Origin of the sequence: Pseudoduganella rhizocola, from assembly GCF_045984285.3 — a bacterium.
In the GTDB taxonomy this organism is placed as follows: Bacteria; Pseudomonadota; Gammaproteobacteria; order Burkholderiales; family Burkholderiaceae_D; genus Rugamonas.
This window is the reverse complement of record NZ_JBJQIK030000011.1, coordinates 111,975-137,611: the sequence shown is the minus strand read 5'-3', so window position 1 is coordinate 137,611 and position 25,637 is coordinate 111,975. Positions and strand designations below refer to the sequence as shown.

Here is a 25,637-nt window from a genome sequence, read left to right as displayed (position 1 = left end):
GGGACAGATAATGATCGATGGACTTTTCTATAGCGCGACGGCGGATGAGACGTCAGCAATCTGTGTAGTCCAAAACCTAACAGATAGCCTCAAAAATGAGGTGCGGAGCAACTTAGCTAAGATCTGTCATGGCGCAAAAAAGGTAAATCGAAACCCAAAGATTTATTCGTATAAAAATACGATCAAGGAGTTTATGGACCGCTACAATAGCAAAGCTGATCTGATGCAGACCGGTATGCTAGGCGAGCTTTTATGTCATACTCTGCTTTTCAAATGCCATCCAAATCTGAAAGCGGCCAGCCCTTATTTCAATATGGAAGAGGCCAATATCAAAAAAGGATTCGACCTCATCATTTCCAATTCAGACAACAACGCGCTTTGCTTAGCTGAAGTGAAGAGCGGAGAACTTGGCAAACTCAACCTCAAAGAGAAAACTCGCGCCCTAATTGATCTTGCCAAGAACGACTTAATCACGCGCATCTCGAGTTCGGCGTGCCCAACGCTATGGTATTCTGCAGTAAATAATGTGGAGCTATCCTTCAATGCCTCTAATGCCGAACAAAAACTCTTGGTCGACAAAATAGAAGAATTTCTCGCGGACGACCTAGACCTTAAAGCACAGATGAACAAAGTCCATGTCTTTTTAGTGCCAGTTTTATTTGAAACGGTCGCTAATCAAATAGACCTTACGTTTTTATCTGAAAAATTCAACAGTATCATCGCAGCCATGCCTTTCTCTGGCTGCACCATCTTCGCTATTCAGAAATCAACTCTGACAAAACTTGAATCATTCCTTCGAGATGAGGCGGGTAATCATGAGTGATTTAACGCTGAGAAAGATCCGAAATACGCAACTAAGCAAGGTGGTGGGCAAACTCCACTCAGGCTCTCTGAGTTCCAAAGAAATGCATCGTGCCCTGGAAATCGGCCTAATTCTTATGAACAGTGAGGTTGCCACAATTCGTGAATTCGGATACAGAATAATACTTAAAGTGTCAATCGAGAATAAATATTATGTTCCGCTTTTCGACATAGCAACACATGAAGGCTACATTCCAGTGGCTGCATTACTAATAAGGCAAGGGAAGGTTCGCAACGAAACCAACCTCGTGTTTACGTTGACCGAGGCATATTTCGCTAACTTTCGATATAACGATACGTTCCAAACCGAAGAACAAGGCGCGTTGTTTGAGGAGTTTCAAAAGCGCAGCGATGAAACTCTTGCTGTCGTGGCGCCAACATCCTATGGAAAATCCCAGTTAATCGAGGAAGCCGCGCGCCAAAATCGGCATAATTTGGCAATCATAGTTCCATCGAAAGCACTAATCACTCAAACTCGGCGACGCGTTGCTGAGGCCATCGCTGAGCAAGTTCAAAAGCAAAGAATAATCATTCATCACGACATGGCCATTAGTGATACGGACCCGCTTATAGCTGTGGTCACTCAAGAGCGTTTTTTGAGGCTCTGTCAAAAGCATTCAAATCTAACTTTCGGAACAATCATAGTAGACGAGGCTCATAATCTTTTGGCTGGCGACAAACGTGCAAGACTTCTGGCCAGCACGCTTATCATATCGCGTATACGGAATCCTTCAGTAGCTGTGAAGTATTTGACTCCGTTCCTAGTCTCAAGCGATAGTTTAAATCTGGTTGTCGAACAAGCGCAAATACATGAAATAGTAATCGATGAGAAACTGAAATCGGAGTTATATTACGTTACCGACCTTCGCACAGACGGCATCACCCGGCTTTACGATCAATATTTAAATGATTTCTTCCCGGTAGCAAAAAAATCGCCTAAAACCGTAGTCCAACTATTGCACGAATATAAGACCGAAAAAAACATTGTCTACCTCAATAAACCATTGGCCATTGAGAAGCTGGCCGTAGAATTGGCTGCCACTGAGCCGGCGCTCCGTGAGTCGGATCTTGACCATCTGCTTAAAGAAATCGGCGACTTCGTACATCCCAGCTATCGGCTTTTGCGTTGCTTGCATCACGGGGTTGCATACCATCATGGATCGGTCCCCGACACTGTACGGTCGTACATTGAGGACTATTTTCGGTCTGCCAAAGGCAACCAATGGATCATCACCAACTCGACGTTGCTAGAAGGAGTTAATATTCCTGCGTCGAGCCTATTTGTCTTAGATCCACGCAAAGGGAATCGAAAACTGACGCTGGCACAATTTCGAAACTTGGTCGGTCGGGTTAATCGCTTCAGCGATATTTTCCACCCCGAACACGGCGACATAGCGAAATTGATGCCGCCTGTGCATTTGATCGGTTGTGAATATTCACGGAAGGATCTAAACCTTGAAAAATACATCAAAGAGGTAGCTAAGGTCGATGCGGCATTGAAAGATTCTATCGATAATCCCTTATTAAAACTTGTGGATATCGATGCCCCCTCCATAGGCATAAAGCGTAACGAAGACTTCACTTTCATAGAAAATATTGAACCCGACGCCAAAATTCGGCCCGACCGTAATTTGGCACAAACAGAATTCGGTCGGCTATGTTTCATTCATAACGTCTATGAATTCGACATCCTCGGAGTCGAACACCATCTGTCGCGAATAGTGGATGAACGCAGACAAGATAATGCACTGATTTTGGATGCGGCAGACCTAATGACATTTATTGAAAAAATTTTTATATCGAATATTGCTGACGACGAAGATGATCGTGAGATAGCCAGCTTGACCCGATTGCGAAATGCTCCTGCACGAAAATTTTATGCAATGTTTTTCGACTGGCGCATCAATCAAGTCAACTATCGTCGAATGGTCGGTAATTTCTTTGCATACTGGAAGAAGTTGATTGAAGACCCCACAGAAGTCGCTCAAGTATTTGTGGGAAAATGGGGAGATATAGCGCGTGAAGGACACGTTGCAAATTATGTGAATTTGCGCGAAAAGACCGAATATGAGCTGATAAATTTGGCTATCGTGCGGATCAAGGAGGAGCAAGATTTCATCGACAATAAGCTAATAAAATTTCTCGAGATCCTCAACGATTTGTCGCTGGTGTCTGCCGATCTTTATAACAAAGTTAAGTATGGGACGACTAATTCGGATCAGATAATTTTAATCCAGTGCGGTCTTTCGCACATAACAGCCAATGTTTTAGTGACGAGCTACAAGCGATTTCTTCTCTTCACAGACGATGGCGGGGCGCGAATTGATAGTCAGATTATGTCTGAGTTCAGTCGACGCAACGAGACTGGCATAATTCGCGCGGAAGTACAGTGGTCCGGCATGTTGACTTAATCAACGAAGCTTCGGGAGCTGGAGGATGGCTTCGGCGTTGGAGGGGCTGAAGCATTTGTCGGCGGCTTCCAGGTAGGGGAGCCAGATGTGGGCGGTGTGTTCGCGGGGGCTGAGCACGATCGGGATGCCGCGCGGGACTTCTACGCTGAAGATGTGCTCGGTGTTTTGCGTGACGCCGGGGGCGTAGCGGTGGCGCCAGACGGGGTAGATTTCGTAGATGTTGCTCATGCCCCAGTCGCGCAGCTTGATGCGCTCGCCGTCGGCCACGATGCCGGTTTCTTCGAAGAGTTCGCGGGTGGCGGTGGTCAGTAGGGGCTCGTCTTCGGTGTCCAGGGAGCCGGTGACGGATTGCCAGTAGCCGGGATTGGCGGCGCGTTCGATCAGCAGCACGTCGAGATCGGACGTGTGGATCACAACAAGGACGGATTCGGGAATCTTATACATGGCGCGCGTGTCGTCCCCGCGAAGGCGGGGACCCAGGGGTGGGCATGCGGCGCCGAAACACCCCTGGACTCCCGCCTTCGCGGGAGTGACGGATTAGCCGGCGACTTTTGGTTCGGCGGCGCGCAGGCGGATGTGGAGCTCGCGCAGCTGCTTCTCGTCGACTTCCGATGGAGCGTGCGTCAGCAGGTCCTGTGCACGCTGGGTTTTCGGGAAGGCGATCACGTCGCGGATCGAATCGGACTTGGTCATCAGCGTCACGATACGGTCCAGGCCGAAGGCCAGGCCGCCGTGCGGCGGCGCGCCGTATTGCAGCGCGTCCAGCAGGAAGCCGAACTTCAGGCGCGCTTCGTCGGCGCCGATCTTCAGTGCGCGGAACACTTTCGACTGCACTTCTTCGCGGTGGATACGGATCGAACCGCCGCCCAGTTCCCAGCCGTTCAGCACCATGTCGTAGGCCTTGGCGATGCAGGCGCCCGGATTGGTTTCCAGCATGTCCTCGTGGCCGTCCTTCGGCGCGGTGAACGGGTGGTGGGTCGCGGTCCAGCGGTCGTCTTCTTCGTCGTACTCGAACATCGGGAAGTCGATCACCCACAGCGGCGCCCACACGTCGTTGAACAGGCCGTTGGCCTTGCCGAACTCGGAGTGGCCGATCTTCACGCGCAGCGCGCCGATCGCGTCGTTGACGATCTTCGCCTTGTCGGCGCCGAAGAAGATCAGGTCGCCGTCCTGCGCGCCCGTCAGTTCCAGGATCTTGGTCAGTGCTGCGTCGTGGATGTTCTTCACGATCGGCGACTGCAGGCCGTCACGGCCTTTGGCTTTCTCGTTGACCTTGATGTACGCCAGGCCCTTCGCGCCGTAGATGGCCACGAACTGGGTGTAGGCGTCGATCTCGGAACGCGGCATGTCGGCGCCCTTCGGCACGCGCATGCCCACCACACGGCCGTTCGGCATGTTGGCGGCGCCGGAGAACACCTTGAACTCCACGTCCTTCATCACGTCGGTCAGTTCGGTGAATTCGAGCTTCACGCGCATGTCCGGCTTGTCCGAACCGTACTTGCCCATGGCTTCGGAGAAGTTCATCACCGGGAACGGGTTCGGCAGGTCGATTTCCAGCGTGTTCTTGAAGACCTTGCGGATCATGTCTTCGAACAGGTCGCGGATTTCCTGCTCGTTCAGGAAGGAGGTTTCGCAGTCGATCTGGGTGAATTCCGGCTGGCGGTCAGCGCGCAGGTCTTCGTCGCGGAAGCACTTGGTGATCTGGTAGTAGCGGTCGAAGTTGGCGACCATCAGCAGCTGCTTGAACAGCTGCGGCGACTGCGGCAGCGCGAAGAACTGGCCCGCGTTCACGCGCGATGGCACCAGGTAGTCGCGCGCGCCTTCCGGCGTGGACTTGGTCAGGGTCGGGGTTTCGATGTCGATGAAGCCCAGCTCGTCCAGGTACTTGCGCACTTCCATCGTCACCTTGTAGCGCAGGCGCAGGTTGTTCTGCATCTGCGGACGGCGCAGGTCCAGCACGCGGTGCGTCAGGCGGGTGGTTTCGGACAGGTTGTCGTCGTCCAGCTGGAACGGCACGGCCACGGAGGCGTTCAGCACTTCCAGCTGCGAGCAGATCACTTCGATCTTGCCGGACTTCAGGTTGGCGTTCACGGTGCCGGCCAGGCGGTCCTTCACCACGCCGGTCACACGCAGGCAGTACTCGTTACGCACGGATTCGGCCACCTTGAAGACTTCGGCCTGCTCCGGATTGCAGACGATCTGCACCAGGCCTTCGCGGTCGCGCAGGTCGATGAAGATCACGCCGCCGTGGTCGCGGCGACGGTGCACCCAGCCGCACAGGCTGACGGTTTGGCCCAGCAGTGCTTCGGTGGTGAGGCCGCAGTAGTGAGTACGCATTGACATGGTTATTTCTCAGTTCAGGTTAAATTGGTTCATTCGGGCGCAACCACGCCCATCGAAACGATGTACTTCAGGGCGGCATCGACACTCATGTCGAGTTCCACCACCTTGTCTCTCGCCATCATCAGGAAGAAGCCCGACGTTGGGTTTGGCGTGGTCGGCACGTAAACGCTCACGTAGTCGCCCACCAGATGGTTCTTCACATCGCCGCCCGGCGTGCCGGTGAGGAAGGCGATGGTGTACGAATTCTCGTGCGGATACGGGATCAGCACGGCCTTGCGGAAGGCGTTGCCGGACGAGGAGAACAAGGTGTCCGACACCTGCTTCACGCTGCCGTACAGCGAGCTGACCACCGGAATCCGGTTCAGCAGCTTTTCCCACAGGCGAACGATGTAGTTGCCGATCAGGTTATTGGCCAGCAGGCCAACCAGGAACACGATGAGAATGGTCAGGATGGCGCCCAGGCCCGGCACATCGAAGCCGATCAGGGTGCGCGGCTGCCAGCGTTCGGGCACGAACAGCAGCGACTGGTCCATGGTGCTGATGACGAGGTTCAGCACCCAGGCGGTAATCGCCAGGGGAACCAGGATCAGCAGACCGGTGATGAAGTATTTACGCATCGCGTCCCTTGCCAACTTATTTCGAGTCGCCGCCCGATGGAGCCGGGGCTGGCGCAGGTGCAGGCGCAGTTGCCGGGGCGTCGGCTTTCGCGCCGCCCGCCACGCCGGTGGCTGGGGCATTGCTGCCGCCACGGAAGTCGGTCACGTACCAGCCGGTGCCCTTCAGCTGGAAACCAGCCGCGGTCAACTGCTTTTTAAACGTGGATTTGCCGCAGGATGGGCAATCAGTCAGCTGCGGATCGGAGATCTTTTGCAGCACGTCCTTGGTAAAGCCACAATCCTCGCAGCGGTAAGCATAGATTGGCATCTGTCTCTCCGCAAAATTCTACAAAAACCCTGAATTATAAAGCTTTTTTGCGGGGATAAGGCGATTTCGGCGCTGGCGGCGGCCGTTTCAGCGGCGTTGCCATTCAAACCAGTATTCCTGGCCTTCGAAGACGCTCAGGGAATCGGCCACGCTTTCCTCGGCCTTGAGGTGGAAGTGCGGCTCCAGCAGCTGGAGCAGGTGCGCGCGGGCGATGCCGAAGGGCGGGCCTTTCGGCTTGTCGCCGCAGAAGAAGTAGCCGGCCAGCGTGGCGCCGGACGGCAGCAGTTCAGCCCAGCGCGCTGCGACCTGGGGCCACATGGCGGGAGGCATGGCGCACAGGAAGGCGCGCTCATAGACCAGGTCCAGCGGCGCGGCGGGCTGCCAGCGGAAGAAATCGGCCTCCTGCACGCGGGCGCTCCAGGGGCCCGCGGTGGCCTGGCCCTGCGCCACGGCGGCAGGAGAAAAATCGATGGCGGTGGCGTCCCAGCCAGCCTCGCACATGGCCACCAACTCGTAGGCGCTGCCGCAGCCGGGGATCAGTACGGATGGTTTGGCGCCCTGCCATTCGGCGATATAGCGCTGCAGGCGCTGCGGCACGCCGCCCATGTCCCAGGGCGTGAAGGCGCGGTCGAAGCGCTCGTCCCAGAACTCGGGCGACAGCGGGTCCCGGGTGCGGAATTCCGGCATCAGGCGCCGCCGTGATAGCGCATCCAGGCCTGGAAGCCGACCACGCCGACGACGAAGGCGCCCACGAAGAAGACAAGGAAACTGAGCAGGCGGTTGGTGCGGCGCTGTTCTTCGGCCAGCTCGCGCAGCAGCTCGTGGCTGGAGGTGTCGCGGTCGGCAATCGCCGTCAGGGCCTGGTGCGTGAGGCGCGGCAGCTGCGGAATGATGTGCGAGTAGCGTGGCGCTTCGGCCTTGAAGCGCTCCAGCAGGCCGCGCCAGCCTACCTGCTCCGCCATCCAGCGCTCCAGGTAGGGCTTGGCGGTCTTCCACAGGTCGAGGTCAGGATCCAGCGCGCGGCCCAGGCCTTCGATGTTCAGCAGGGTTTTCTGCAGCAGCACCAGCTGCGGCTGCACTTCCACATTGAAGCGGCGCGAGGTCTGGAACAGGCGCAGCAGGATCTGGCCGAAGGAGATGTCCTTCAGCGGGCGGTCGAAGATCGGTTCGCAGCAGGCGCGCACGGCGGCCTCCAGCTCGTCCACGCGGGTCTCTTTCGGCGCCCAGCCGGATTCGATATGGGCCTCGGCGACGCGCTTGTAATCGCGGCGGAAGAAGGCGAGGAAGTTCTGCGACAGGTAGTCCTTGTCGTAATCGTTCAGGGTGCCGACGATGCCGAAGTCGAGCGCGATATAGCGGCCGAAGCTGGCGGGGTCGATGGACACGAGGATATTCCCCGGGTGCATATCGGCGTGGAAGAAGCCGTCGCGGAATACCTGCGTGAAGAAGATCTCCACGCCGTCGCTGGACAGCTTCTTCAGGTCCACGCCCGCTTCCAGCAGGCGGTCGGTCTGCGACACGGGAATGCCGTGCATGCGCTCCATCGTGATCACGCTGCTGGAGCAGTAGTCCCAGTACATCTCGGGCACCATCAGCATTTTCGAATCGGCGAAGTTGCGGCGCAGCTGGGCCGCATTGGCCGCCTCGCGCATCAGGTCCAGTTCATCGTGCAGGTACTTGTCGAATTCGTGCACCACTTCCTTCATCTTCAGGCGCTTGCTGTCTTCCCACACGCGGTTGATGAAGTTGGCGGCCATATGCATCAGGGCCACGTCCTCGTCGATCAGCTTCTTCATGCCGGGGCGCAGCACCTTGACGGCTACCTGGGTGCCATCCGGCAGCGCGGCGAAGTGCACCTGGGCGATGGAGGCGGAAGCGACGGGAATGCGCTCGAAGCGGGCGAACAGCTGGTCCGGATGCGCGCCCAGCGAGCGCTCGATCTGCGCAATGGCCAGGTCGGAGTCGAACGGCGGCACGCGGTCCTGCAGCTTGGACAGTTCGTAGATGATGTCCGGCGGCACCAGGTCGCTGCGGGTGGACAGGACCTGGCCCAGCTTGACGAAGATCGGCCCTAATTCTTCCAGCGCCAGCCGCAGGCGCACGCCGCGCGGGGTGGACAGGTCGCGCCAGAAAAAGGCGAGGTCGAGGAGACGGCTGATGCCCGGTTTATCGAAACCGGAGATGGCAATTTCGTCCAGTCCATATTTGACGAGAACGCGAAGAATTCGGACCAGCCGCAAAAATTTCAGAATCATTGATTGTCCGTCGGTTGGGGCGCAGCGGCCAGCTTGCGTTCCAGTTTTTCCAGTCGTTTGGCGAAGCGTTCCACGTCGTCACGCAGGCGGGTCACGTCGCCGGCAAATTCTTCCGCCACCAGGGGGCGGATCAGCACCTGCTTCTCTTCCAGCAGGTATTCAGCCACATTCTCGCCCAGCTTGCGCTGCCCGGCTTTCAGCGACTCCACCGCCGCCTTGGCGCCGGACACCATGCGCACGGCCGCGATCGGCCCGAACCACTTCTCCAGGTCATGCTCGGCTTCCCAGCGCAGCGACTGGCTCAGGCGCGAGATGGCATTCGCAAATTCGGCATCGCCCTCGATCTGCACGTAGGAGAAGGCACGTTCGCGGTTCTGCGCAATCAGCGGCAGGTCGGACAGCTTGAGCCGGATCGTCACCGAAGGCTCCACGCCGGAGGGCGCGCTTTCCACCATGCCGTCCGCCGCCACGCGCAGGCGCAGCGACGCAGGCGTGGCTTCGATGGCCGCTACCTTGCCTGCGTACTGCTTCAGCTCCTGGCGGGCCCACGGCTCCTGCGCCAGCAGGTGATTGACGGTGGCCGCGGCGGGCATGCTCAGCGTGGGCAGCGAAGATGGAAATGGAAACATGGTCGTTAGCGATAAGAGGCGCACAAAACAAAGCCGCCCGGAAAATCCTGGGCGGCTTCGATCTTACCAGTTCGCAGGGCAAACGCCCTGCACAACGGTTATCAGGCGAGCTGCTGGATACCGCCAAGCATCCAGCCGCCGGCGCCGTTGACCGGCTTCACGAGGTTCCACACCTCGTTGAAGGGCTCGGCCAGCGCGTCCGGCGCAGGCTTGATCTGGCCGCTGAACTGCACGGATGCCAGGTATTCGCTGCCGTTGTTCTCAATACCCAGCAGTTCGGCTTCGATGCTGACCACATCGGTATAGTCGGCCTTGCCGCCGCGTTCCTGGATCTGCATCTTCAGCTCGGCAAATACTTCCGGCGTGGTGAATTCGCGGATGTCGTTCACGTCGCTCTTGTCCCAGGCAGCCTGCAGGCGAATGAAGTTGCTCTTCGCGTGGCGCAGGAAGGAAGCCTGGTCGAAGTCGGCCGGCACGCCCCATTGCTGATGAGCCACCGGCGCAGGCGCGGCCGCCGGCTCAGGCTGTGCAGCAGGCTGGAAGGCCGAAGGCTGCAGGCGCGAACCGATTTCGGGCGTGGCCGAGCCGGTGCTCTGCGGCGCAGGGGCATTGAAATTGCCGCCGCCGAAACCGCCATTGCTGAAGCCTGCCGGAGCCGCTTGCGGCTGCGAACGGCGGCGAATCAGGTTGATGACGAAGAAGATCACGCCCACCACCAGCAGCACGGTCAGGATCGAGCCCAGCGCGGAAGCCAGGCCGGCGCCCATGCCGAGGTGCGAGAACAGTGCGCCCAGGCCAAGGCCCAGCAGTGCGCCGCCCAGAATGCCCTTCCATGGGCTAGGGCGGGCGGCAGGCGGCGTGGCCGGAGCCGGCGCAGGCGATGCCGCAGGACGCTGCGCGCCCTGGGTTGGCGCGGGCGCAGGAGCCGGACGCGGCGCCATACGGCTCACATTGGACGACTGGCGGCCAAAGGACTTGCCGCCGCCCATCGGGCGCGCCATCAGATCGGCGGTCATGCTCATGGCCGCCAGGGCTACGGTTGCTGCGACAAGAAACTTCTTGAAGTTCATGGCTATTCCTAAAGTTTGATACCAGTGTGTAAAGCGGCCACACCTGCCGTCAGGTTGTAATACTCCACGCGTTCAAGACCCGCTGCCTGCATCATGGTCTTGAGGGTTTCCTGGTCCGGGTGCATGCGGATGGACTCGGCCAGGTAGCGATAACTCTCGGCATCGCCGGCGATTTTCTGCCCCATCCACGGCAGCACCGAGAACGAGTACACGTCATAAGGCTTTTGCAGCGGCGCCGCCACTTTCGAGAACTCCAGCACCAGCAGCTTGCCGCCCGGTTTCAGCACGCGCCGCATTTCCGACAGGGCAACATCCTTGTGCGTCATATTGCGCAGGCCGAAGGCCACGCTGACGCGGTCGAAGTAGTTGTCCGGGAAAGGCAGCTTCTCGGCATCGCACAGCAATGTGGGGGTCACGAGGCCGCGGTTCAAGAGGCGGTCGCGCCCCACGCGCAGCATGGACTCATTAATGTCCGTGAGCCAGACTTCGCCGGTCGGGCCAGCCTGCCTGGCAAACACCTTGGCCAGGTCGCCGGTGCCGCCCGCGATATCCAGCACCTTGAAGCCCGGACGCACGGCCGCGTTAGCAATAGTGAAAGTTTTCCACAGGCGGTGCAGGCCGGCCGACATCACGTCGTTCATCACGTCGTATTTGGCGGCGACCGAGTGGAAGACCTTGGCGACTTCCTTGACTTTGTCGTCCTCGGCCACGGTTTTATAGCCGAAATGGGTGGTATTGCTCATTATTCAGGCAGCCCCTCTAAAGATTGACAGCATTATACAAGCGGGAGTTTGAGGATTAGCTTAAAAAAAACCTGTCAACCGGATCGCTCAGGCCTGCGTTATTGGCTGAGATTGGTCAACACACGGAGCAAGTAATGGATCTTCAGCACAAACTGCCAGCGGATATTTATTTCCCTGATATTGATGAAGCCACCAAACATTTCATTGATGCAACTCACGCTCAGTCGCGCCACGCGCTGAACGAAGAGCCGCACCCGATGGAATTCAACGCCGAAGCCGTGCGCCGCCTGCCGCCTCCGGCCCGCGCCGTGTTCCGCTATATCTGGGAACGCGAACAGCGCTCCTACGAAGAATTCATGCGCCGCAAGCGTGTGACGAACTAAGAAGTCCCCTCTCCGCCGCCATCCGGCGCTGGCTCAGGTAGCGGTGTTCCACCGCATTCCCCGCCAGCGCCAGCGCCCGGTCATATTCGGCCAGCGCCGCCCGGAAATCCCCCAGCCGACCATGGAATTCGGCCTTCGCCGAGGGCAGGTAGTGGCTCGCCGGTAAGCGCCCACTCTCCTCCAGGGCCTGTAAACGCGCGAGCCCTTCGGCCGCGCCATGCGCCATGCCCTGCGCCACCGCCGCATTCAGCTCGACCACCGGCGTGGGCAGGTGGCGCAGCAAGGCGCCGTACAGCGCGGCAATCTGCGCCCAGTCCGTTTCCTCGGCCCGTTGCGCCTTGCCATGCAGGGCAGCGATGGCTGCCTGAATCTGGTATGGCCCCGGCCGGGCCAGGCGCAAGGCCCGGTCCAGCAGCGCAATGCCCTCCCCTATCGCGGCCGCATCCCATTGCGAGCGGTCCTGCTCCGGCAGGGTCAGCAGGCCGCCATCCGGGGCCACGCGTGCGCCGCTGCGGGCATGCTGCAGGCGCATCAGCGCCAGCAGGCCGAGCACCTCCGCTTCGTCCGGCATCAGCTCTTCCATCAGACGGCCCAGGCGGATCGCTTCGGTGCACAGCTCGGTGCGCACCAGGCGCTGGCCTTCGGTAGCGCCATAACCTTCATTGAACACCAGGTAGATCACCTGCAGCACCAGCGCCAGCCGCTGCGGCAGTTCGGCGCGCTGCGGCACCACAAAAGGAATATTCGCCTCGGCGATCTTGCGCTTGGCGCGCACGATGCGCTGGGCCACGGTCGCTTCCGCCTCGCAGAAGGCGCGGGCAATCTCGCGTGTGGAGAGGCCGCACAGCATGCGCAGCGCGAGCGGGGCCTGCACATTGGGCGCCAGGGCCGGGTGACAGCAGATGAAAATCAGGCGCAGGCGGTCGTCGTCCACGCTCGCCGAGCCGGAGACAAGCGGTGCGGGCTGCGGCGCGGCCTCCTCGTCCGTGCTGCCGGCCAGTTGCGCCAGCACCTCGGCGGAATCGGGCAACAGCGCGGCATGGCCGCGCAGCTGGTCCAGTCCCTCATTGCGGGCGACGGTGGTGAGCCAGGCGGCTGGATTGTGCGGCAGGCCTTCACGCGGCCAGCATTCCAGCGCCTTGCGGTAGGCCTCCTGCAGCAGGTCTTCGGCCAGGCTGATATCGCCGAAGCGGCGTATCAGTCCGGCCAGCACCTTGCCGCCTTCGCGGCGGCAAAGCTGTTCGATGGCTTTCGCCAGCATGGCTTAGCCGTGCGTGACCAGCGGCCGCACTTCGATTGAGCCGTCCTTTGCCGACGGCACTTTCGCGGCCCAGTGCAACGCTTCATCCAGGTTGGCGCAGTCGATCAGGTAGTAGCCGCCCAGCTGCTCCTTGGTTTCGGCAAACGGGCCGTCGGTGCTCACGACTTTGCCGTTACGCAGGCGCACCGTGGTTGCGGTGTGCACGGGCGCCAGCTCGGAGCCGCCGCGCAGCACGCCGGCCGCTTCCAGTTCCTCGGTGTAGCGGCCGTACTCTTCCATCATGGCGGCCATCTGAGCCTGCGGCATATCGCTGTAGATTTTTTCGTCGGCGTAAATCAGGATCATGTATTCCATGGCAGTCTCCTCAGAAGTTACCCGCAAAGCCGGGCATTCCTACGACGCAGGGCGCGACGATTTTCGACAGCTGCCGCAAAAAATATTCTACTTCAGGGGCTTCTCCATGAATACGCTGAGCGGATCGTCGGCGTAGCCGCCATAGGGCCCGCGCCGCGCGAAGCCCAGGCGTTCATACAGGCCCAGCGCCTCCGGCTGGTCCGGCCCGGTTTCCAGCACCATCACCGGGCAGCCCGCCTCGCGCGCCGCCTCTTCCAGCTTGGCCAGCAGCCGTTTCGCCGCGCCGCTGCCGCGCGAGGCCGGGTGCACGAACATGCGCTTCACCTCGGCGTATTCCGGCGTCAGCACAATCGCCCCGCAACCCGCCGCCGCGCCCTCGCTGTTGCGCGCGACCGCGAACCTGATATGCGGCTGGGCCAGCGTATCGATATCAAGCGCATAGACCGACTCCGGCGGATACAGTTCCAGCAGATAGGCATCGAGTTCGGCAATCAAGGCGATGATTTCAGGCTGGTTCGGCGATTCGAAGGTGATATTCATGGCGGACAGTTTAATGGACGACTAAATCCAGTATAATGGATTTCATGGACATTAACAAACATATCGCCAGCCGCCTGCTGGCCTTGCGCGAGGCGCGCCAGCTATCGCTGACGGCATTGGCCGAGCGCAGCGGCGTGAGCCGCTCGAATATCTCCCTGATCGAACGCGGCGAAAGCAGCGCCACGGCCACGGTGCTGGACAAGCTGGCCGGCGCGCTGGGCGTGACGCTCGGCTCCCTGTTCGAAACGGATGCGGCGGCGATAGCCGAGCCATCGCCGCTCAGCAGCGCAGCCATGCAGGCGGTATGGACCGATCCCGCCTCCGGCTATGTGCGGCGGCAGCTGTCACCGGCCGCGCGCTCGCCGATGCAGCTGGTGGAAGTGAGCTTCCCGCCCGGCCAGCGCGTCACTTACGACCAGGTGCTGCGCGAGAACGATGTGTACCAGCAGGTGTGGCTGCTGGAAGGCGAGCTGGAAATCTCGCTGGGCGATCAGAGCTGGCAGCTCAAACCGGGCGACTGCCTGGCCATGCGCGAAGACCAGCCGATCAGCTACGCCAACCACGGCAGCAAGCCGGCGCGCTACCTGGTGGCGCTGGCCATCCTGCCTTACGCACCATAAGCCTCACTTGCCGTCGAAGTTCCAGCGCACTTCCACATTGAGCGTCTGCTCGCCCTTGCCCGTGATGGAAGAAGGCGTTGGAAGCTTGAGCGTGGTGCGCTGGCTGCCGGAGCGTGCGCCGCCATTGATCTGGGCGAAGGCCCACTTGAGCGCATCCGCGTTCAGGTCCATTTGCGAATTCGCCGAATCGCTCGTGACATGGCCCGCGTCCGTGCTCACGAAACGGCCCTTCACGGATGGCACGGTAATCTGCGCCATGATCTTGCCGGTGCGCTTGTCTATGCTGACGCCGCCGATGCATACGCTTGCCTTCTCCATCTCGCCGGCCTTGAAATCGGCCGTCGTTTTCGTCGTGAACGGACGCATGCCCGCCACGTCGGCATAGGCGCCTTCGGTGCTGTCGTTGATGCGCGCGGTGAATTCGGCCTTGCAGACCGCGGGCTCGGTCTGGATGTAGTTCAGGTAGCGGCCCTCATCCGCCGACGTATCCGGCATGGGCGCGGACCACGCCGCGGTTTGCTGCCCCAGTTTCACCGCGATGTTCTGCATGCAGGCGATATTGTTATTGCAGGCCGCCATCGCCTTCTGCGCCTGCATCATGACCTCCTGCTGCTTTGCCTGCGAAGGCGCGCGCGCCTGGGAAGCCGCCATCTGCTTCTGCATCGCCGCCGAGGTACCGGCGTGGTCAAGGAAATTGCGGTCATCGCCGTCGCCTGAGCGCATCACCGTGTAGGCGAGGTGCATGCTCTGCGAGATGACGGACTTCGTGTAGTCCTTGTTGCGCTGGGCGTAGCCGGTGCCGTCCACCTTCACGTCAACGGTGAGGCGGCCGTAGTGGTCTGCAGCGAGGGCGGAAGGCGCGGCGGCAAGCGCGGCGGCCATGAGTGAAAGGCGGGCAAGGAACATGGAAACCTCGAACGAAAAACGCCGAAGTTAACATGGCTCCCTGCTTTCAGTCTGTACTGAAATTGTCGTGGAAGTATCAGTGATGGTGGCCGCAGGCGTGCGCTTTCTTCGCGCCGCCCGGCAGCTCGGCGCCCGGCGCGCGGCCGCTGTCGCCTTCGAAACCGGCCGCGTGCAAGCGGGCCATGTAGTCGGCCCAGTGCTGCTCCTGGCGCGCGCCAAGATCGTACAGATAGTCCCAGGTATAGAGACCGGAGCTGTGGCCGTCCGTAAAGATGGGCTTCACGGCGTAATTGCCGACCGGTTCCAGGTCGCTCATGCCGACGTCGCGTTTTCCGACCTGCAGCACTTCCTGGCCCGGACCGTGGCCCTTCACTTCGGCCGACGGCGAATAGACGCGCAGCAGCTCGAAAGGCAGGTTGAAGCTGCTGCCGTCGTCGTAGCTGACTTCGAGGTAGCGGGACTTGCTGTGGACAGTGAGGCCGGTAGGATTTGCCATGGCGTCAGGACTCCAGTGATGTGACGAGTGCGGCGCGCAGCTGCGGCAGCAGCGCCGCGCGCGCGGCGACCGATTCAGGCGATGCGTCGCGCTGCTTCGCGCCCCAGGTCGGGTTCGGAAAATGCGCATCGTCAGTGTAGCGCGGGATGACGTGCCAATGCACGTGCGGCGTCATATTGCCGAAGCTGGCCACGTTGACCTTGTGCGGCGCCATCGTGCCACGCAGTGCCTGCTCGACCTTCCATACGGTCTGCATCACGTGATCGCGGTCCTGCGGCGCGAGGTCGGTCATTTCCTTCACGTGCCCATTCCACACCACGCGCGTGAAGCCGGGATAGCCCGGCTCATCGACCAGTACCACGGCCAGTTTATCGTCGCGCCACACTACTGCATCGGTGGGCGCGGCGAGCAGCTTGCACAGGTCGCACGTCATACGAGCACGCGTTCGATGCCGCCGTCGTTGGCGCGGTTCACGTACTCCGGCAGCCAGTTCTCGCCCAGCAGGTGCCTGGCGATTTCCACGACGATGTAATCGGCCGAGGTGCCCGAATCGTCGTTGTAGCGCGACAGGCCCTGCAGGCAGGATGGGCAGCTGGTGAGGATCTTCACGTCGCCATTGAAGCCATCGGCGCGCAGCTTGCTGGAGCCCTTCACCATTTCCTCTTCCTTGCGGAAGCGGACCTGGGTCGAGATATCCGGACGGGCCACGGCGAAGGTGCCGGACTCGCCGCAGCAGCGGTCGTTCTTCTCGATCTTCACGTTATCCACGGTCTGGATCAGCGCATTGACGGTCTTCGTGCCTTCCTGCAGCTTCATCGGCGTGTGGCAAGGATCGTGGTACATGTAGCGAGTACCGGTCACGCCTTCCAGCTTCACGCCCTTCTCCAGCAGGTATTCATGGATGTCCATGATGCGGCAGCCGGGGAAGATTTTCTCGAACTCGTAAGTCGAGAGCTGGTCGTAGCAGGTGCCGCAGGACACCAGCACAGTCTTGATGTCCAGGTAGTTCAGCGTGTTCGCCATGCGGTGGAAGAGGACGCGGTTATCCGTCATCATCTTCTCGGCCTTGTCATAGTCGCCGGAGCCGCGCTGCGGATAGCCGCAGCACAGGTAGCCCGGCGGCAGCACGGTCTGCACGCCTACTTCCCACAGCATGGCCTGCGTGGCAAGGCCCACCTGCGAGAACAGGCGTTCGGAGCCGCAGCCCGGGAAGTAGAACACCGCTTCCGTATTGGCATTGGTCTTCTTCGGGTCCCGGATGATGGGGATCATCTTGTTGTCTTCGATATCCAGCAGCGCGCGCGCCGACTTCTTCGGCAGGTTGCCCGGCATCTTCTTGTTGATGAAGTGGATCACCTGCTCCCGCACCGGGGCCTTGCCCGTGGTCGGCGGCGGCGCCTTGGTCTGCGCGCGCGCCACTTTCTTGAACACCTCATGGCCAAGGCGCTGGGCCTTGTAGCCCCAGCCGATCATGGTCTGGCGCGTGGCGTTGATGGTGCTCGGGTCGGTGGCGTTCAGGAAGAACATCGACGCCTTCTTGCCCGGATTGAAGCTGCGCTTGTCCATCTTGCGCAGCAGGTTACGCATGTTCATCGACACGTCGCCGAAGTCGATATTGACCGGGCATGGGGTCACGCACTTGTGGCACACCGTGCAGTGGTCGGCCACGTCCTCGAATTCTTCCCAGTGGCGGATCGAAATGCCGCGGCGGGTCTGCTCTTCGTACAGGAAGGCTTCGATCAGCGAGGACGTCGCCAGGATCTTGTCGCGCGGCGAATACAGCAGGTTCGCGCGCGGTACGTGCGTGGTGCAGACCGGTTTGCATTTGCCGCAGCGCAGGCAGTCCTTCACGCTGTTGGCGATTTCACCGATATCGCTCTGCTGCATGATCAGCGATTCGTGGCCCATCAGGCCGAAGGACGGTGTGTACGCATTGCGCAGGTCCGCTTCCATGCCCGGCAGGTTGAGCAGCTTGCCCTTGTTGAAGCGGCCTTCCGGATCCACGCGCAGCTTGTAGTCGCGGAAGTCGCCGATTTCCTCCTCGGTCAGGAATTCCAGCTTGGTGATGCCGATGCCGTGCTCGCCCGAGATCACGCCGTTCAGCGAACGGGCCAGCTTCATGATGCGCGCCACGGCCTTGTGTGCATCCTGCAGCATTTCGTAGTGGTCCGAGTTCACCGGCAGGTTGGTGTGCACGTTGCCGTCGCCGGCGTGCATGTGCAGCGCGACGAAGACGCGGCCGCGCAGGATCTGCTTGTGCAGCGCCGTCGCTTCATCGAGGATCAGCTTGAAGGCGGCGCCGTTGAAGATCTGGCGCAGCGGCGCGCGCAGCTCCTGCTTCCAGCTCACGCGCACAGTGCGGTCCTGCACCACGTCGAACAGGGTGGCGTTCGGCTGGCGCTGCAGGCGCTCGTCGAAAGCGGCGCGCAGTTCGCCCAGGCCCAGCTCATACAGCGGCTCGCGCACTTCGGCCAGCGGCTTGTCCAGGTTCTCCAGCAGGAAGGTCCAGCGGGCCTGTACCTGTTCCAGCAGGGCCAGCGCCTGTTGCGGGCGGTCGCCCAGCATTTCGGCGTCGCCGACCTTGTCGTCGGACGCATCGTCGCTCTTGCCGACCGGGAGATTCCCTGCGGCGAAGAAGCCGTGCAGCGCCGCCGACAGTTGCAGCTTGTTCTTGATCGACAGTTCGATATTGATGCGCTCGATGCCGTCCGTGTACTCGCCCATGCGGTTCAGCGGAATCACCACGTCTTCATTGATCTTGAAGGCGTTGGTATGCTTCGCAATGGCGGCGGTGCGCGCACGGTCCAGCCAGAACTTCTTGCGCGCTTCGGGGCTCACGGCCACGAAGCCTTCGCCCACACGGGTATTCGCCAGGCGCACCACTTCCGACGCGGCCAGCGCCACGGCGTTTTCGTCGTCGCCCACGATGTCGCCGAACAGCGCCATCTTCGGCAGCACGCCGCGCTTCGATTTGGTGGCGTAGCCCACGGCGCGCAGGTAGCGTTCATCGAGGTGTTCCAGGCCGGCGAGGCGCAGCGTGGAGAACTGTTCGCCTTGCGCGGGCAGGCTGTCCAGGTAGTCCTTGATCTCCACGATCGAAGGAATCGCATCGCGCGCCTGGCCGAAGAATTCGAGGCAGACGGTGCGCGTGTGCTTCGGCATCTTGTGCAGGATCCAGCGCGCCGAGGTAATCAGGCCGTCGCAACCTTCCTTCTGGATGCCCGGCAGGCCGGCCAGGAACTTGTCGGTCACGTCCTTGCCCAGGCCTTCCTTGCGGAAGCGGCGGCCTTCGATTTCGAGAATCTCGGTCTTGAACGGCTCGCCCTTGGCTTCGCCGCGCGCGGTGGGATGCGTCCATTCCAGCTTGAATCGGGCCAGCGGCGTATCGTGGATCTTCGACAGGTTGTGGTCCAGGCGCGTGACTTCCAGCCAGTCGCCGTTCGGATCGACCATGCGCCACGAAGCGAGGTTATCGAGCGCGGTGCCCCACAGCACGGCCTTCTTGCCGCCTGCATTCATCGCGATATTGCCGCCGATGCAGGAAGCGTGGGCCGAAGTCGGATCCACGGCGAATACGAAGCCCGCCTTCTCGGCGGCTTCGGAAACCTTGTTGGTAATGACGCCCGCTTCCGAGAACACGGTGGCATATTCGCGGTCGAGGCCCGGCAGCACCTTCATTTCCACGGCGCCCAGCGTCAACAGTTTTTCCGTGTTGATGACGGCCGACATCGGCGTCAGCGGAATCGCGCCGCCGGTATAGCCGGTGCCGCCGCCGCGCGGAATGATGGTGAGGCCAAGTTCAATACAGCCTTTCACCAGGCCTGCCATTTCCTCTTCGGTATCCGGCGTGAGCACGACGAAGGGATATTCAACGCGCCAGTCGGTGGCATCGGTAACGTGCGAGATGCGCTTCATGCCGTCGAAGCAGATATTGTGCTTGTCGGTGTAGCGGCCCAGCACCTTCACCGCGCGCTTGCGCAGGTCGTACATCTGGCGGAATTCTTCGCCGAAATCGGCGACGGCCTTGCGCGCAGCCTTGATCAGCTTTTCCACGTTCTCGCGGCGCTTCACGGCCAATGCGTCGTCATCCGCCGCATCGACGGTGAGCCGGCGCTTGTCCACTTCCGTCAGGCGGTGCTGCAGGGCATCGATGAGTTCCTGGCGGCGCTTCGGGTTATCCAGCAGGTCATCCTGCAGATAGGGATTGCGGCGCACCACCCATATATCGCCCAGCACCTCGTACAGCATGCGCGCCGAACGGCCGGTCTGGCGCGCGCCGCGCAGCTCATCCAGCAGGGACCAGGACTCCGCACCCAGCAGACGGATCACGATCTCGCGATCGGAAAACGACGTGTAGTTGTATGGGATTTCGCGCAAGCGCGTTGGGGCGTGGCCGTCTGGCGAATCGGCCAGCAAGGCCTGGATTTGGGCTGGGGCGTTCATTATACGAAAGACAATGGGTGACGCTATGGGGGAACCATTCTAGCGTATTGCGCCGCACAATGCCCAACAGCCTTACAGCATGGAAGGGTAATTTATGCACCAGCCAACTAAATATTATTTGGCTAACCGCCCAAAAAGTGGGCTAAAGACTTCCAGAAGCCGTCCGGCACATACAGCAAAACGCTCGTCATGGTCAGATACCGAGCGAACTTACCGATCGCCATATAGAACACCGCAGGCCAGAAAGGCAGCTTCAGCCAGCCGCCGAGGGTGCAGAGGGGATCGCCAATGGCGGGCACCCAGGACAGCAGCATGGTTTTGGCGCCGTAATGCGCAAGCCAGCCGAACCAGCGGCTCTGGCGTTCCTTGGCGAAGGCAGCCTTGGCGTAATAGCCGATCCAGTAATCCACGATGCCGCCCAGCGTGTTGCCGCAGGTGGCCACGGCAATGGCCGGCCAGAACAGGGCCTCGTTGGCCTTGACGACGGCAAATACGGCGGGTTCGGAGCCGAGCGGGACAAGGGTAGCGGAAACGAAACTGATGATGAAAACCGACGTCAGCCCCACTTCCGGCGCCGCGAGAACGCCCAGCAGCCAGTTGATAGCGGATTCGATCATCCAGGGATTTCACAGGTGGCTAGTGCTGTCCATTATAATGAGTCGCACCAGGCACCTACCGCACGAATGAACAGTCCGTAGCCCGCAGACCCGCGGCGCCGGCGTGCCTCCCACCTCGGTTATCCGCCGTTGATAAGCAAGTCCCCCGATTCACACTGTTTGCAGACTATGACTATCGACTACCTGAAAAAAATCCTGACCGCGCGCGTCTACGACGTCGCTTCCGAAACACCGCTTGAACTGGCGCCGACGCTGTCGCAGCGCATCCAGAACCGGATTTACTTCAAGCGCGAGGATATGCAGGACGTCTTTAGCTTCAAGATCCGCGGCGCTTACAACAAGATGGCCCATCTGAGCGACGCGCAATTGAAGCGCGGCGTCATTTGCGCCTCGGCCGGCAACCACGCGCAGGGTGTGGCCCTGTCGGCAGCAAAGCTCGGCGTGCGCGCCGTGATCGTGATGCCCACCACCACGCCGGCATTGAAGATCGACGCCGTGAAAGCACGCGGCGGCGCCAATGTGGAAGTGGTGCTGCATGGCGAGTCCTATACCGACGCCTACAACCACGCCATCACGCTGGAGCAGGAACAGAAGCTCACCTTCGTGCATCCATTCGACGACCCCGATGTGATTGCGGGCCAGGGCACGGTGGGCATGGAGATTTTGCGCCAGCACTCCGGTCCGATCCATGCCATCTTCGTGCCGATCGGCGGCGGCGGCATGCTGGCCGGGATTGCGGCGTATGTGAAGCAGATCCGTCCCGACATCCGCGTGATCGGCGTACAGACGCTGGACTCGGACGCGATGGCGCGCAGCATCAAGGGCAAGGAGCGCGTGACGCTGCCGGATGTGGGCCTGTTCTCTGACGGCACCGCGGTGCGCCTGGTGGGCGAAGAGACCTTCCGCCTGGCGCAGCAGTTTGTGGACGAAATCATCGTGGTCGATACGGACGCCATCTGCGCCGCGATCAAGGACGTGTTCACCGACACGCGCTCGATCCTCGAACCGGCCGGAGCACTGGCGGTGGCGGGCGCCAAGGCCTATGTGGAGCGCGCCGAGCTGACGAAGAACCCGATCAAGAACGAAACTCTGGTGACGGTGTGCAGCGGCGCCAACATGAATTTCGACCGCCTGCGCTTCGTCGCCGAACGCGCGGAGCTGGGCGAATCGCGCGAAGCTTTGTATGCGGTGACGATGCCGGAACAGCGCGGCAGCTTCCGCCGCTTCTGCGGCCTGGTCGGCCCGCGCAACGTGACGGAGTTTAACTACCGCATCAGCGACGGCGAGCAGGCGCACGTCTTCGTCGGCATCCAGATAGCCGACCGTTCCGAGACGGGGGCGGTAGCACGCCGCTTCGAGGAAGAAGGTTTCAGCACGCTGGACATGACGCACGACGAACTGGCCAAGACGCACCTGCGCCACCTGGTCGGCGGCAAGAGCGCGCAGGCGAAGGACGAGCTGCTGTACCGCTTCGAGTTCCCCGAGCGGCCGGGCGCGCTGATGCGCTTCCTGAACAGCATGTCGCCGAACTGGAACATCTCGCTGTGCCACTACCGCTCGCAAGGCGGCGACGTGGGCCGCATCCTGATCGGCCTGCAGGTGCCGCCGGAAGAGATGGAGGAATTCGCCGCCTTCCTCACCACCCTCGGCTACCGCTACTGGGACGAAACCCAGAACCCGGTCTACAAATTGTTTCTTTAAAATTGGGGACAGACCCGGATTTTGGAAATTAGGGTCTGTCCCCAATTTCTAAGAAAGATTTACTGTTGTTATGAATAACTCGCCTGATCAATCGCCACTGGGCAAGACCTCGGCTTACCGTACCGACTATGCGCCGGAGCTCCTGTTTCCGATTCCGCGCCAGGCGAAGCGCGATGAGCTGGGGCTGCAGGGCACCCTGCCCTTCTTCGGCGTGGACGTGTGGAACGCCTACGAGATCTCCTGGCTTAATATGCGCGGCAAGCCGCAGGTGGCGGTGGCGCGCATTACCGTGCCGGCCGATTCGCCCAATATCATCGAGTCGAAATCGTTCAAGCTCTATCTGAACTCCTTCAACCAGACCCGCCTCGGCGGGCCCGACGCCCTGCGCACCTTGCTGCAGCAGGACCTGTCGGCCGCCGCCGGCGCCAATGTGCACGTGGCGCTCACCATGCAGGAGGATTTCGGCAAGCTGGAAATGGGTGAGCTGGAAGGCCTGCTGCTGGACCGCCTCGATATCGATGTCGATAACTACGCGCCCCAGCCGGATATCCTGAAGGCAAACTTCGAGGAGCTGCCCGTCGAGGAAACCCTGGTATCCCACCTGCTGAAGTCGAACTGCCTCGTCACCGGCCAGCCGGACTGGGGCAGCGTGCAGATCACCTACGCCGGCCCCCAGATCGACCAGGAAAGCCTGCTGAAGTACCTGATCGGTTTCCGCGAGCACAACGAATTCCACGAGCAGTGCGTGGAACGCATCTTTACCGACATCTTGCGCCAGTGCAAACCCCAGCACCTCACCGTCTATGCGCGGTATACCCGCCGAGGTGGCCTTGATATTAATCCCTGGCGTACCAATTTTAGTGGTGCGCAGCGGCCGTCCAATCTGCGCAACGCGCGGCAATAAGGTTTTGCGGGATATCAACTCCCGTTCAGGAAAACGCGCAAAAATTGGTGGAGAGGCGCTTGCGCTGGCGAAAAACCGGCGCTTCAGGCCTTTTTTGTACGGAAATAGCTTTTTCGGCGAAAGGACTTGCTGTTTGCCATGCCACGCCCCGCCAGCGTGGCCCGGAAGCAAGCGAATTCGGGTTACAGCGGCCTCAAACAGGCCTATAATTCGGCTCGCATGCCAATCTTTGTGCGTCGCATCATTCAAGTCGCCATATGAATAACCTGAGTAAAATCCTTTCGCTCGAGAACGTCCAGCTGGATCTAGAAGTTTCCAGCAAGAAGCGCGCTTTCGAGCAAGCCGGCCTGATCTTCGAGAATAACTGCGGCATCGCCCGCTCCACCGTTTCCGACAACCTGTTCGCGCGCGAGCGCCTCGGTTCCACCGGCCTGGGGCATGGTGTTGCAGTTCCGCACGGCCGTATCAAGGGCGCCAAGAACCTGAAATCGCCGCTGGCCGCCTTCGTGCGCCTGGCCGAGCCGATTCCCTTCGAGTCGCCGGACGGCAAGCCGGTGAACTTGCTGTTCTTCCTGCTGATCCCGGATCACGTGACCCAGCAGCACCTGGAAATCCTGTCCGAAATCGCCGAAATGTTCTCGGACGATGCCTTCCGCAATGCGCTGAGCACCGATACGGATCCCCAGTCCGTGCACAGCCGCATCGTGAATTGGCAACCCAGCTTGCAGGCGGCGGGTTAAACTAAGGCGTCAATATTCTCCTTAGGCAACGCCCATGCTGCAGACCCCGCTGACGATTCAACGCCTCTACGACGACAATCGCGAGACTTTGCAGCTGGGCTGGTTCGCCGGTTTCCCCGGCGGCGAGCGCCTGATTTCCGGCGACGTGGCCTCGGCGGCCGACCAGGTGGGCCACCTGAATACCATCCACCCCGGCCGGATCCAGGTGTTCGGCCACCAGGAAATCAACTACTACCAGCGCCTCAAGTCGCTCACGCGCGCCCACGTGATCGGCGAGCTGATTGCGGGCGGACCACCGGCGCTGATCATCGCGCAGGGCCTGGAAACGCCGCCCGACATTCTCGCCATCTGCGACGAAAAAAATATTCCCCTGTTCTCCACGCCGCTGCCGGCGGCGCAGGTGATCGACTTCCTGCGCGTCTACCTGTCCAAGAAGCTGGCCCAGCGCATCATCATGCATGGCGTGTTCATGGACGTGCTGGGCGTGGGCGTGCTGATCACCGGCGACTCCGGCCTGGGCAAGAGCGAACTGGGCCTGGAACTAATCTCGCGCAGCCACGGCTTGGTGGCCGACGATGCGGTGGAGTTCTCGCGCATTGCGCCGAACATGATTGAAGGCCGCTGCCCGCCCCTGCTGCAGAACCTGCTGGAAGTGCGTGGCCTGGGCCTGCTCGACATCAAGGCCATCTTCGGCGAGACCGCCGTGCGGCGCAAGATGCGGCTCAAGCTCATCGTGCACCTGGTGCGCCGCTCGGCGCTGGAGGAGGAAGTGGAACGCCTGCCCTTCCAGTTCCCGACGGAAGACGTGCTGGGACTTCCAATCCGCAAGGTGGTCATCCCCGTTGCGGCCGGCCGCAACATCGCGGTGCTGCTGGAAGCCGCCGTGCGCAACACCATCCTTCAGCTGCGCGGCATCGACACGCTGCAGGAGTTCATGGAGCGCCAGCGGCAGGCCATGAGCGGCGATTGACCAGGACAAGCTGGTCAAAGCCAGCTGATTTCTATAAGATCAAGCTGTTTCCTTGCCACCGCCTTCACCCATGACGGACCAATCCGCGCTCATCCTGATCGTCGAGGACAATGAGCATATCAGCCAGCTCCTGCAATTCATGCTCGAGCGCCAGGGCTACCGCACCCATATGGCCAACGACGGGCTGGCCGCGCGCCAGGCCATCGAGGAATTGCCTGAGCCGCCGCAGCTGGTGCTGCTCGACGTGATGCTGCCCTATATCGACGGCTTCGAAGTCGTTGGCCTGATCCGCGCGCGCGCCGGCTGGGAAGACGTGCCGGTCGTCATGCTCACCGCCAAAAATACGGAACCGGACATTGTCCGTGCGCTCGACGCCGGCGCTTCGGACTATATTGTGAAGCCGTTCCAGCCCAACGAACTGCTGGCCCGCGTACGCCGCTACCTGAAGGAGAAAAGTTGAACCGCC

The 25,637-nt window shown here is 60.7% G+C and carries 26 protein-coding genes; 9 read left to right on the top strand and 17 right to left on the bottom strand.

Features of this window, described 5'->3' with window-relative positions; translation table 11 throughout:
* The first annotated feature begins 10 nt into the window (after positions 1-10).
* Both ACJRPG_RS21280 and ACJRPG_RS21275 read left to right on the top strand, forming a co-directional pair.
* Positions 11-823: a Hachiman antiphage defense system protein HamA gene (locus ACJRPG_RS21280; RefSeq protein WP_408002100.1), complete on the top strand. Its 813-nt coding sequence runs from the start codon at positions 11-13 to the stop codon at positions 821-823.
* The gene (locus ACJRPG_RS21275; RefSeq protein WP_408002099.1) at positions 816-3,272 is read left to right on the top strand and encodes a DEAD/DEAH box helicase; all 2,457 of its coding nucleotides are present in this window, start codon (positions 816-818) and stop codon (positions 3,270-3,272) included. Before ACJRPG_RS21280 ends, ACJRPG_RS21275 begins: the two co-directional genes overlap by 8 nt.
* On the opposite strand, the gene nudB is transcribed toward ACJRPG_RS21275, so the two are convergent.
* From nudB to ubiE, 9 genes are all read right to left on the bottom strand, one after another.
* A complete protein-coding gene (gene nudB / locus ACJRPG_RS21270) occupies positions 3,273-3,716 on the bottom strand; it encodes a dihydroneopterin triphosphate diphosphatase (RefSeq protein ID WP_408002098.1) in 444 nt (147 codons plus the stop codon).
* Positions 3,717-3,809: 93 nt separating this feature from the next.
* On the bottom strand, positions 3,810-5,615 hold the full coding sequence (gene aspS / locus ACJRPG_RS21265) for an aspartate--tRNA ligase (RefSeq protein ID WP_408002097.1): 1,806 nt from the start codon (positions 5,613-5,615) through the stop codon (positions 3,810-3,812).
* Between the two features lie 29 nt (positions 5,616-5,644).
* On the bottom strand, positions 5,645-6,232 hold the full coding sequence (locus tag ACJRPG_RS21260) for a DUF502 domain-containing protein (RefSeq protein ID WP_408002096.1): 588 nt from the start codon (positions 6,230-6,232) through the stop codon (positions 5,645-5,647).
* Between the two features lie 16 nt (positions 6,233-6,248).
* Entirely contained in the window at positions 6,249-6,539 is a 291-nt protein-coding gene (locus ACJRPG_RS21255; RefSeq protein ID WP_408002095.1) for an FmdB family zinc ribbon protein, read from the bottom strand.
* An 87-nt stretch (positions 6,540-6,626) separates the two neighbouring features.
* Positions 6,627-7,226, bottom strand: a complete 600-nt coding sequence (locus ACJRPG_RS21250; RefSeq protein ID WP_408002094.1) for a methyltransferase domain-containing protein — start codon at positions 7,224-7,226, stop codon at positions 6,627-6,629.
* Positions 7,226-8,794 carry a ubiquinone biosynthesis regulatory protein kinase UbiB gene (gene ubiB / locus ACJRPG_RS21245; RefSeq protein WP_408002093.1) on the bottom strand — a complete coding sequence of 523 codons (1,569 nt, stop codon included), beginning with the start codon at positions 8,792-8,794 and terminating at the stop codon, positions 7,226-7,228. The genes ACJRPG_RS21250 and ubiB overlap by 1 nt, the downstream gene beginning before the upstream one ends.
* Positions 8,791-9,423: a ubiquinone biosynthesis accessory factor UbiJ gene (locus ACJRPG_RS21240; RefSeq protein ID WP_408002092.1), complete on the bottom strand. Its 633-nt coding sequence runs from the start codon at positions 9,421-9,423 to the stop codon at positions 8,791-8,793. Before ACJRPG_RS21240 ends, ubiB begins: the two co-directional genes overlap by 4 nt.
* 101 nt (positions 9,424-9,524) lie before the next feature.
* On the bottom strand, positions 9,525-10,493 hold the full coding sequence (locus ACJRPG_RS21235; RefSeq protein ID WP_408002091.1) for a Tim44 domain-containing protein: 969 nt from the start codon (positions 10,491-10,493) through the stop codon (positions 9,525-9,527).
* 8 nt (positions 10,494-10,501) lie between these two features.
* The gene (ubiE, locus tag ACJRPG_RS21230) at positions 10,502-11,236 is read right to left on the bottom strand and encodes a bifunctional demethylmenaquinone methyltransferase/2-methoxy-6-polyprenyl-1,4-benzoquinol methylase UbiE (protein WP_408002090.1); all 735 of its coding nucleotides are present in this window, start codon (positions 11,234-11,236) and stop codon (positions 10,502-10,504) included.
* Positions 11,237-11,370: 134 nt separating this feature from the next.
* Here ubiE and ACJRPG_RS21225 point away from each other — a divergent pair, with 134 nt between their 5' ends.
* Positions 11,371-11,619, top strand: coding sequence for a hypothetical protein (locus ACJRPG_RS21225; protein ID WP_408002089.1), 249 nt, complete (start codon positions 11,371-11,373; stop codon positions 11,617-11,619).
* On the opposite strand, the gene ACJRPG_RS21220 is transcribed toward ACJRPG_RS21225, so the two are convergent.
* From ACJRPG_RS21220 to ACJRPG_RS21210, 3 genes are all read right to left on the bottom strand, one after another.
* Complete coding sequence (locus ACJRPG_RS21220) at positions 11,591-12,880, bottom strand: RNA polymerase sigma factor (protein ID WP_408002088.1); 1,290 nt, start codon at positions 12,878-12,880, stop codon at positions 11,591-11,593. The genes ACJRPG_RS21225 and ACJRPG_RS21220 overlap by 29 nt on opposite strands.
* 3 nt (positions 12,881-12,883) lie before the next feature.
* Entirely contained in the window at positions 12,884-13,234 is a 351-nt protein-coding gene (locus ACJRPG_RS21215; protein ID WP_408002087.1) for a YciI family protein, read from the bottom strand.
* A gap of 87 nt (positions 13,235-13,321) precedes the next feature.
* A complete protein-coding gene (locus tag ACJRPG_RS21210; RefSeq protein ID WP_408002086.1) occupies positions 13,322-13,774 on the bottom strand; it encodes a GNAT family N-acetyltransferase in 453 nt (150 codons plus the stop codon).
* A gap of 44 nt (positions 13,775-13,818) precedes the next feature.
* Here ACJRPG_RS21210 and ACJRPG_RS21205 point away from each other — a divergent pair, with 44 nt between their 5' ends.
* Positions 13,819-14,394 (top strand): helix-turn-helix domain-containing protein, encoded by a 576-nt coding sequence (locus tag ACJRPG_RS21205; RefSeq protein ID WP_408002085.1) that lies wholly within the window; start codon positions 13,819-13,821, stop codon positions 14,392-14,394.
* 3 nt (positions 14,395-14,397) lie between these two features.
* Here the strand turns inward: ACJRPG_RS21205 and ACJRPG_RS21200 are convergent, their stop codons facing one another.
* The 5 genes from ACJRPG_RS21200 to ACJRPG_RS21180 form a co-directional block, all read right to left on the bottom strand.
* Positions 14,398-15,300: a hypothetical protein gene (locus ACJRPG_RS21200; RefSeq protein ID WP_408002084.1), complete on the bottom strand. Its 903-nt coding sequence runs from the start codon at positions 15,298-15,300 to the stop codon at positions 14,398-14,400.
* A gap of 76 nt (positions 15,301-15,376) precedes the next feature.
* Positions 15,377-15,796: a gamma-butyrobetaine hydroxylase family protein gene (locus ACJRPG_RS21195; RefSeq protein WP_408002083.1), complete on the bottom strand. Its 420-nt coding sequence runs from the start codon at positions 15,794-15,796 to the stop codon at positions 15,377-15,379.
* 4 nt (positions 15,797-15,800) lie between these two features.
* Positions 15,801-16,229, bottom strand: a complete 429-nt coding sequence (locus ACJRPG_RS21190) for an HIT family protein (protein ID WP_408002082.1) — start codon at positions 16,227-16,229, stop codon at positions 15,801-15,803.
* A complete protein-coding gene (locus ACJRPG_RS21185) occupies positions 16,226-20,239 on the bottom strand; it encodes a DUF3683 domain-containing protein (RefSeq protein ID WP_408002081.1) in 4,014 nt (1,337 codons plus the stop codon). Before ACJRPG_RS21185 ends, ACJRPG_RS21190 begins: the two co-directional genes overlap by 4 nt.
* 122 nt (positions 20,240-20,361) lie before the next feature.
* A complete protein-coding gene (locus tag ACJRPG_RS21180; protein ID WP_408002080.1) occupies positions 20,362-20,856 on the bottom strand; it encodes a YqaA family protein in 495 nt (164 codons plus the stop codon).
* A gap of 168 nt (positions 20,857-21,024) precedes the next feature.
* On the opposite strand from ACJRPG_RS21180, the gene ilvA reads away from it, so the two are divergent.
* The 5 genes from ilvA to ACJRPG_RS21155 all read left to right on the top strand — a co-directional run bounded on the left by ilvA (position 21,025) and on the right by ACJRPG_RS21155 (position 25,631).
* Entirely contained in the window at positions 21,025-22,557 is a 1,533-nt protein-coding gene (gene ilvA, locus ACJRPG_RS21175) for a threonine ammonia-lyase, biosynthetic (RefSeq protein ID WP_408002079.1), read from the top strand.
* Positions 22,558-22,627: 70 nt separating this feature from the next.
* Positions 22,628-23,461, top strand: a complete 834-nt coding sequence (queF, locus tag ACJRPG_RS21170; protein ID WP_408002078.1) for an NADPH-dependent 7-cyano-7-deazaguanine reductase QueF — start codon at positions 22,628-22,630, stop codon at positions 23,459-23,461.
* 257 nt (positions 23,462-23,718) lie between these two features.
* On the top strand, positions 23,719-24,201 hold the full coding sequence (locus ACJRPG_RS21165; RefSeq protein ID WP_408002077.1) for a PTS sugar transporter subunit IIA: 483 nt from the start codon (positions 23,719-23,721) through the stop codon (positions 24,199-24,201).
* A 34-nt stretch (positions 24,202-24,235) separates the two neighbouring features.
* Positions 24,236-25,171 carry an HPr(Ser) kinase/phosphatase gene (hprK, locus tag ACJRPG_RS21160; RefSeq protein ID WP_231767692.1) on the top strand — a complete coding sequence of 312 codons (936 nt, stop codon included), beginning with the start codon at positions 24,236-24,238 and terminating at the stop codon, positions 25,169-25,171.
* Between the two features lie 70 nt (positions 25,172-25,241).
* Positions 25,242-25,631 (top strand): response regulator transcription factor, encoded by a 390-nt coding sequence (locus ACJRPG_RS21155; RefSeq protein ID WP_408002076.1) that lies wholly within the window; start codon positions 25,242-25,244, stop codon positions 25,629-25,631.
* Positions 25,632-25,637 lie beyond the last annotated feature (6 nt).